Origin of the sequence: Gemmatimonas sp. (assembly GCF_044376735.1) — a bacterium.
In the GTDB taxonomy this organism is placed as follows: Bacteria; Gemmatimonadota; Gemmatimonadetes; order Gemmatimonadales; family Gemmatimonadaceae; genus Gemmatimonas.
Genome location: NZ_JBILKJ010000131.1, coordinates 1 through 7,545 on the forward strand (window position 1 = coordinate 1; position 7,545 = coordinate 7,545).

Consider the following 7,545-nt stretch of genomic DNA (forward strand, 5'->3'; position numbering starts at 1 on the left):
GGACGCGAACGCTCGAGACAATACGTTGTAGCGCATGCTGCACCACGGAGGTCTCCGGGTGACGCACGATGATGTGGCCCTCTCCCTCGTAGCTCCCCGTGGGATGCTGTCCGGGATACGGTAGCCGGGCATCGCAGATGAGGGCGCCGAACTGCTGCTGGACGGCGTCGAGTCCCTCGACGGTGCGGACCTGACCGGTGCCCTGCCCTCGTAGATACGCGGTTCCCACGGCGTAGCGCCGCTGGGGCGGGATAAAGGTCCCGTTGATCATGAGACGGACCCACGCCGCCACGAAATCCATATCGTTCGCACGGGAAATCATGGTGGTGATGTTGGCGCCGGGCGGACGGGCGGCGATCTCACTGATCGCGAGGCTCCCATCGTCACGACGGAACCACTCGCAGTGCGAGACACCGGTGCCCATCCCGAGGGCGGTGAGCGCCTTCGCGCCCACTGCGCGGATGTCGTCGAACTCGGGGGCGTCGATCTCGCGCGGCAGTAACACCGTCCACTGGATCCAGGAATTCTCCACGACGTCGAGCGGCGTTGGGCCGTAGCGCGTGAGCGAGTGCCAGATCGCGTTGCCGTCGACCGAGACGGTTTCCAGCGAGTACTCGGTGCCGCGCAGGAACTCCTCGGCGAGCATCGGATTGGCCGGGGTCGCGGGATAGTTCGCGAGCATGGCGTCGAGCGCCTCCACCTCGCGAATGCGCTGCGTCGCGATCGCACCGGCCCCGGCGGGCGGTTTGAGCACGATGGGGTACCCGACCTCGGCGATGAAGGCCAAGGCGTCGTCGCGCGACGTGATCAACCGATGCCGCGCGACGGGGACCCCGGCCGCGCGCAGGGCGTCCTTCATGCGCGCCTTGTCGCGGAAGTTGTGCGCGGCCACACTGGAGAGGCCGGGAATACCGAGTCGTTCGCGCACGATGGCGAGTGGCTGCTGGAGCTGCTCGTAGGCACCAAAGCAGCGCGCCACGGCACCGTGTGTGGTGGCGAGGGCGCGCACCGCGTGTTCGAGCGACGTGACGTTTGTGACGTCATCCACCTGCCAGTGCGCGGCGAGCCGATCGGCCGTGTGCGGTGCCAGGGTGGCGAGGGACTGCTGCGCGATGACGCCGAGCCGCACGTGCGGCTCGGCGAGCGCGGCCTCGATCATCTGCGTGGCCGCGGGCGAGAAGATCGGACAGACGAAGATCACGAACATGGCGCGGCTCTATTTGGGAAGGATCGAGGACAGATGCACGATCGCGGTGCCGCCCGGGAGGCAACACCGCGACCGAAACGCGGACCGCAATCCGACTTACTGACAGACCCAGGCGCCGCCGCGTGCCGTCGCCGTGGCCTTCACTCCGGTCGCCGAGTCGGCGGCGGTGAAGGTCACCGTTTCCAACGCGCCATCTTCCTGACTGTTCGTGGTGCAGATCGCGACCTTGCGCAGACTGAAGACACCCGTGCTATCGGCGTCAACCATGCCGAAATCCTGCGGCTTGTTGGAAGCCGGCGCCCGTGTGGCCGTGAGTTTGACGCGGGCGGCGGCCGGCCAGTTCTTGCCCTTGAAGGTGATGCGGGCGCCCTGCGGCGACCGCTCGGCTTCGATGGACAGCTGGGGCTTCGCCTGCCCCGTGATAGCGCGGGCTGCGGTGGCGGACAACGACAGCGCAGTGATTGCCAACGCCGGGCCCAGCATGCGGCGCACGAGTGCCTGCATCGCACATCCTCCTAGTTAGGTGACGCCATCGGACCTGCGCCGAGGCGTGCGGGTGAAAATGGGGAGCGCGCGGGGAGAACGCAATTCAGCCCTGTGCGGTTACCGCGCGACCGGCGTCCGATCAGCGTTCCAGCTTGAATCCTGGATCGATCGCCGGGCGCTTCGGCGTCGTGGCCACGTACCAGCCGGTGAGGTACATCCACTGCGTCATGCGGGTGAGCTTCGGATAATCGATGGCCGAGGGCTTGTCGCGGGGGGTGTGGTAGTCGGGATGCAGGTTTGTGGAGTACATCACCGCCGGCACATTGAGTCGCGCGTATGGCACGTGATCGCTGCGGAAATACCATCCTTCCGGGTGCGTGGGGCGATCCCAGATCGAGTCCAGTTTGAAGGCCCCGGTGAGCGTGTTGGCACGCAGCGCCATGTCGACCAGTTCCGTGGAATTCCGGTGCGGCGGTTGGATGCCGAGCAAGCTGGCCGAATCGGGGTGGTTGCGGCCGATCATGTCGCCGTTGAGGACGGCCACAATGCTCTGCAAGGGCACGACGGGGTGCGCGGCATGATAGCGGGAGCCGAGCAGGCCCCGTTCCTCGGCGCCGTGGTACACGAAGAGCACCGAACGCTTACCCGGCTGCTTGACGAACGCGCGGGCAATAGCGAGCAAGGCGACGCTGACGGTTCCATTGTCGTCGGCGCCGGCCCACACGGAATCGCCGTCAATGACGTACCGCACGCCGTCGTGGTCCTGGTGTGAGCTGTACAGCACGTACTCGTCGCGGAGCTTGGGGTCCGTGCCGCGCACGACGCCGATGATGTTGCTGGAGGGCGTCGTGAAGTGCTCGACGCGCACGTGCATCTCGGCTACGCCGCCCGCCTTGAGCGCGGCGGCCATTGCGCCGCGCATGAGGAACGCCGGCGTGGGCGCCGCGCGCGCGGACTGCGGACGAGCCGCCTGCGTGGCCTGCCCCGCGAAGCGCGGCGCGCCCCCATCCACGTCATACGTGCCGCGCTCACGCAGCACGCCGAGCCCGTCGAAGGCGACATCGGTGATGGAGTCGGCCACCAAGATGATCGCGACCGCGCCACGCCGCTGCACGCGCTGCGTCGCGGCAGCGATCGCCGCATTGGCGTAGCGTACTTCGGCGGAGTTGGTCGTGGTGCGAATCGACGCGGCCGACGGTGCGGTGATCTGCAGCGCGGCGATCTTTCCGCGCACATCGATGGTGGAGTCGGCGCCGGTGCCGACCCACACTACGGGCGCGCTCACATCGGCATTGCTCGAGCCCAGTGGCACGAAATCCTTCCAGACGGTGAGTGCCTTGTCGCCGAGGGCTGCGGTGGTAGACACCGTGGAGACGCGCGTCCGCACCATGTTCCACCACTGGAAGTAGCTGCCATCCGCTCCCATCGGCTTGACGCCGATCTGGCGCATTTGATCGGCCACCCAGATGGAGGCGCGCATTTCGTCGGGCGTGCCGGCCTCGCGTCCGCGCATGCCATCACCGGCCATCGCGTAGAGATCCCGCTCGAGGTCCGAGCGCTTGATGGCCGCCATGGCGGCGGGAACGGCCGCATTGACGGTGGTTCCAGCCTTGGCGTTGGCTTGCGCCGACAGCGCGAGCGCCGGGGCGAGGGTCGCAGCGAGGGCCGCGAGCCGCACGAATCGGAGAGGGAACATCAGGTTCGGGCCGGTTGGAGCGAAGGGGGAGCGCGGCGGGGTCCGCGTCCTGAAAGTACACGGGATTCCGCTGACGGGGCGCCTCCGCCCACGTGGTGCCGCCGCCCGACGGTCAGGCGAGCAGCAGAAGCGCCGCCATCGCGGCCTCGATAACGAGGCCCGCGACGTTCTCCTTCGACCGCGAGCGATCGATCACGACCGAGAGCGCTCGCCCGACGAACGCCCCACCCCACGCCGCGCCCAACACGGTGGCCGCGGTGGTGGAACCGCTGAGCAGCACGGCGACACCCGCACCGATGAACAAGCCGCCGTAGGTGGCACGGACCTCCGACACACCAAGGAGCGACGGCGTCGATAAACCGATCCGGGTGCTCACCTGGCTGGGCCACACCAAGCCCATCACCCCAGCAACCACCGACAGACCGGCGCCTACGTAGCCCAGCGCGTTCATCGTGCTTCCCCTTTTTTCGATGTGAAGGCTGACGCACAGCTTGGCGCCACAGCGATGGCCGATGCGTATCGGCGGCGTGCCGCGACTGACCAGTGGCGTTCGCGCCGAACGCCCCCCCGACGCAGACCCTGGACGCGGAAAGCTAGCCCCCGCCGCCGTAGGTAAACCCCTTCTCCTGCGCACGACCGAGGGCGACGATACCTGTCGCCATCTGATGGGCATTCCCAACCTGGTTGGCGACGAGATCGGCGAGGACATCATCGGCCGACAGTGACTGGGAGGCGGCGATCGCCTCCACCAGCCCAGCCGTCGTCCCAGCGCAGACCGCAAAGTGTACGCCCTGCGCGACCAGCGGTGCCCACGAGATACCCTGGGCCGGCGTGTCCCCGCGCTCGGGGTGCATGAACGGATTGATGGTGTAGGGCTTGCTGGTCGTCGGGTCCATGCTGCGCAACTGCTGGCCGAGGAGCGGATACTTCGCCCACATGGCATCGGTGAATGCGGTCACGGTGGCCAAGGAGCGCAAGACGATGATGGCACCGAGTTGCGTCGGTTTGAGGCCGTATCCGCTGCCGTTGCTGGCCATCCAGTTGCTGCAGAAGCGCCCCGCATTCACGGCCCCGGGCGTGGTGAACGCGTCCCAGACCATCCGATGCCCGCTGGGGAGCGTAGTCATCCAGGCATCGGCCGCATGCACCAACGGATCGCCCACCGCAGCGCGCCCTCCGTCACGTGATGCGTTTGGTGTTGCGGCGTGCAGTGTCGACGCGCCGAGTGTTGAGGCGCCGATCAGCGCACCCACTCGCGTGAGGAAGCTACGACGGGCGTCGAGCGGCGTGGCAGGATCTTGAGGTGTAGGAGTCATGTGATGGGGAGACTGTGGTGCAGATGCAGTGGTGACGCGGCCCGTGGTGCCTCGCTACTTCGCGTCCCGACTGTTGTCACCCGGAACGCGATCGATCAGGAGGTTGTAGGGATCGATCCCGCCGCGCACGGGCTTGCGGGGCACCGTGAACTCGACGCGCACCGTGCCGCTGGTGACCTTCACCTTGCGAATCGCGATCGCTTCACCCAAGCGGGCGCCGGGGCGGGGCGCATCGAAGACACCGACGTCGATGTAGTCGTTGAGCGACACCGGCGTTTCGGTACCCAGCGAGTCGGCGCGGAACTTGGCGGCGGTCCCGATGACCGTGACCTTGAACTGGCCGCCCGGCATGGGGGTGGTCAGCACGCTATCCGTCTTCACATCCCACAGGGTGATCGTGTCGAAGTAGTCGTCGACCGCCGACTGGAGCGAATCCGGCGTGGCAGCGCGGAGATGGCGCATCAGGTCGAGGGTCGTGGCGTACGGCGGGCCACTGAAGCGCCCCTCGTCGAGATAGGCCCGAATGGCGCCGTGCAGCGCCCGCTCTCCGATCAGGTCGCGCAGCGCGTACAGCGCGAGCGCCCCCTTCTGGTACCAGATGTAGCTCTGCAGGTCGACCCGCGTGAGCGGGCGTTCGCCCTTGGTTTCTCCGGCTCGGCCACGGAGGTACTGGTCGAGCTCACTCCGCAGGAACTTTTGCGTAAAGGGGCGTCCATGGGCGCGGTCGGTGATGACCAGCGCCGCGTACTCGGAGAGCGATTCCGACAGCATCTGCGACCCTTCAACGTCGGCCGCCATGCGCTGGTAGGGGAACCACTGGTGCGCGATCTCGTGCGCCGTCACGAAGTACGGCAGGTCCGTGTCTTCCACGTTGGTCGTGTCGACGCGGGCCACGAACCCGATGGCCTCCGAATACGGTACGGTGTTCGGGAACGACTGGGCAAATCCGGCGTAACGCGGGAACTCGAGGATGCGCAGCTGCCGGTGCTGGTAGGGCCCGAACTCCTGTGCGTAGAACGCAAGCGACGCCTTCGACGCCTCGATCATGCGCTCCACGTTGAAGCGATGCGCTGGGTGGTGATAGACCTCGATCGCCACGTTATTCCACGAGCCCCTGGTGACCGTCCACCGGGCCGACAGCACGGAGAAGAAGTTGTCGATGGGCGCGTCCATGCGATACTGGAAGTAGCGTCGGCCGTTGCGCGTCCACTCCCGTTGCAGATACCCCGGGGCCATGGCGATCTGGTCGGGATCGGTGCTCACAACGGCCTCGAACGACGCCATGTCGGCATCGGCCAGGAATGACTGGCGGAAGAGCGCCGCGCTGTCCGTGCGCGGCTTGCCACGCCGCTGCGGCGGGAGCTTGTACTTGCGGCGCAGCTCATCACTCTGCAGCTCGCTGCTCTGCGAGTAGAAAAAGGTGGGAAACTTATCCCGGTTGAAGAAGGTGCCGTTGCCAACCAGCGAGCGGTCCGGCTCGCCGTTGGGATAGCCTCGCACCCGGAAGCGCTGCACCGATCGCACGCGCAGGGAATCACCGGCCACGAGCGGCGTGGCCAGGCGCACCAAGCGCACCCCCCAGATCGTGTCGGCCTTCAGGATGGTGAACGGCCGGTCGAAGGTGAGGGAGTCGAGCGATGCCGCGAGCCCTGGCGCGTCGGACGCCACGTTCACGAGGATCGTGTCGATGGGCGTGGCCAGACGGTTCACGAGCGTGAAGCGGCTTCCCACCCGAGCCCGTCCGTCCGTCGGCTCCAGATCCACATCGAGCGCGATCCCCACCACGTGCGGGACCGGCAGCGTTTCGTACCGGCGCCACGTGCGCTCGTACTCCACCGCCTGTCGTTCCCCCTCCTTGCGCGTGGTGTAGACGTTCTCGACGCTCGCGTGGTAGTAGAACACGCCCGCCGCCGCCGTGGCGCCGGCAGCGCCGACGGCGGCCAGCCACCGGGTGGCCCCATGGAAGCGTTCCTGCAGGCGACGCGCGAGCCGTGGCAACTGGGTGCCACGGTGCCAGACGAGCATGGTGAGGGCGAGCAGCAAGACTGCCAGCCCCACGTTGAACCCATGCACGGCCGGAAACGCCCGCAGGTACGGCCCTACCCCATTCATGTCCGACCAGGTCAGCGCCGGCGACTGCCCCAGCAGCAGGAGCTGATAGTCGTAGCCAAGGTTGACGGTCACGATGGTGGTGGTCCACACCAGGATCATGATGACGTGACCGATGGCCTTCCGCGGTACGAGCGACTGCACCAGGAACGCCATCGCCGTCATGGGCAGCCAGCTGGGGAAGTCGGTCAGGTACACGTACAGCGCGTACACGGGGAGGTCGATGTGCGGATAGCCCTTGAGCAGCTGGGTCGCCATGCTGCCCGTCATCGACACCGTGGAAAAGGCCAGCAGCATGAGCACCATCGCCGTGTACTTGCCCAGCAACACGCTCCAGTCGCGCACCGGCGAGGCATCGAGCACCTGGTCGAGCCGCACCTGCCGCTCCCGCCACACGAGCTCGCCGGAGAAGAAGGTGAGCAGCACGATCATGAACAAGCCGCCCGATCCCACCGCCGACTCGGCCATGAGCCAGCTCATCGGCCAGCTGCGACTCTGGCCGTTCTGGTCGGCGTACCACGAGGACATCATCACGTTGATGAAGCCGATGGCCGCGATGGCCAGAAACGGTACCGATCGCATGAGTGACTGGACATGGAACGCGGTCACGCTGCGCCAGCCGGCGAGGATCGCCGGCGGGCTATACGCACGACCGGAAGCGGGGACGGTCAGGGCCGCGACGCGAACCAAGGGCACCAGAGGCGCCGCGCGCTTGACCCGGCGTCGCGATG

General features: G+C 67.2%; 6 protein-coding genes. All 6 read right to left on the reverse strand.

From position 1 onward, the window contains the following. On the reverse strand, positions 1-1,207 hold a 1,207-nt coding region (locus ACIRA7_RS13390), incomplete at its 3' end, for an acetyl-CoA carboxylase biotin carboxylase subunit family protein (RefSeq protein ID WP_396221347.1). Between the two features lie 96 nt (positions 1,208-1,303). Continuing rightward, on the reverse strand, positions 1,304-1,711 hold the full coding sequence (locus tag ACIRA7_RS13395; RefSeq protein WP_396221348.1) for a hypothetical protein: 408 nt from the start codon (positions 1,709-1,711) through the stop codon (positions 1,304-1,306). A 121-nt stretch (positions 1,712-1,832) separates the two neighbouring features. Continuing rightward, positions 1,833-3,389 (reverse strand): M28 family metallopeptidase, encoded by a 1,557-nt coding sequence (locus ACIRA7_RS13400; protein WP_396221349.1) that lies wholly within the window; start codon positions 3,387-3,389, stop codon positions 1,833-1,835. 112 nt (positions 3,390-3,501) lie between these two features. Next, entirely contained in the window at positions 3,502-3,840 is a 339-nt protein-coding gene (locus tag ACIRA7_RS13405; protein WP_396221351.1) for a DUF4345 family protein, read from the reverse strand. A 142-nt stretch (positions 3,841-3,982) separates the two neighbouring features. Beyond that, positions 3,983-4,705, reverse strand: coding sequence for a hypothetical protein (locus tag ACIRA7_RS13410; RefSeq protein ID WP_396221352.1), 723 nt, complete (start codon positions 4,703-4,705; stop codon positions 3,983-3,985). Between the two features lie 54 nt (positions 4,706-4,759). After that, positions 4,760-7,545: ABC transporter permease/M1 family aminopeptidase (locus tag ACIRA7_RS13415; protein WP_396221353.1), on the reverse strand; the 2,786-nt coding region annotated here is incomplete at its 5' end.

Excerpts from the sequence above, each read along its gene's own strand:
- ACIRA7_RS13400 (WP_396221349.1), bottom strand. The coding sequence starts at position 3,389 with ATGTTCCCTCTCCGATTCGTGCGGCTCGCGGCCCTCGCTGCGACCCTC.
- ACIRA7_RS13405 (WP_396221351.1), bottom strand. The coding sequence starts at position 3,840 with ATGAACGCGCTGGGCTACGTAGGCGCCGGTCTGTCGGTGGTTGCTGGG.
- ACIRA7_RS13395 (WP_396221348.1), bottom strand. The coding sequence starts at position 1,711 with ATGCAGGCACTCGTGCGCCGCATGCTGGGCCCGGCGTTGGCAATCACT.
- ACIRA7_RS13410 (WP_396221352.1), bottom strand. The coding sequence starts at position 4,705 with ATGACTCCTACACCTCAAGATCCTGCCACGCCGCTCGACGCCCGTCGT.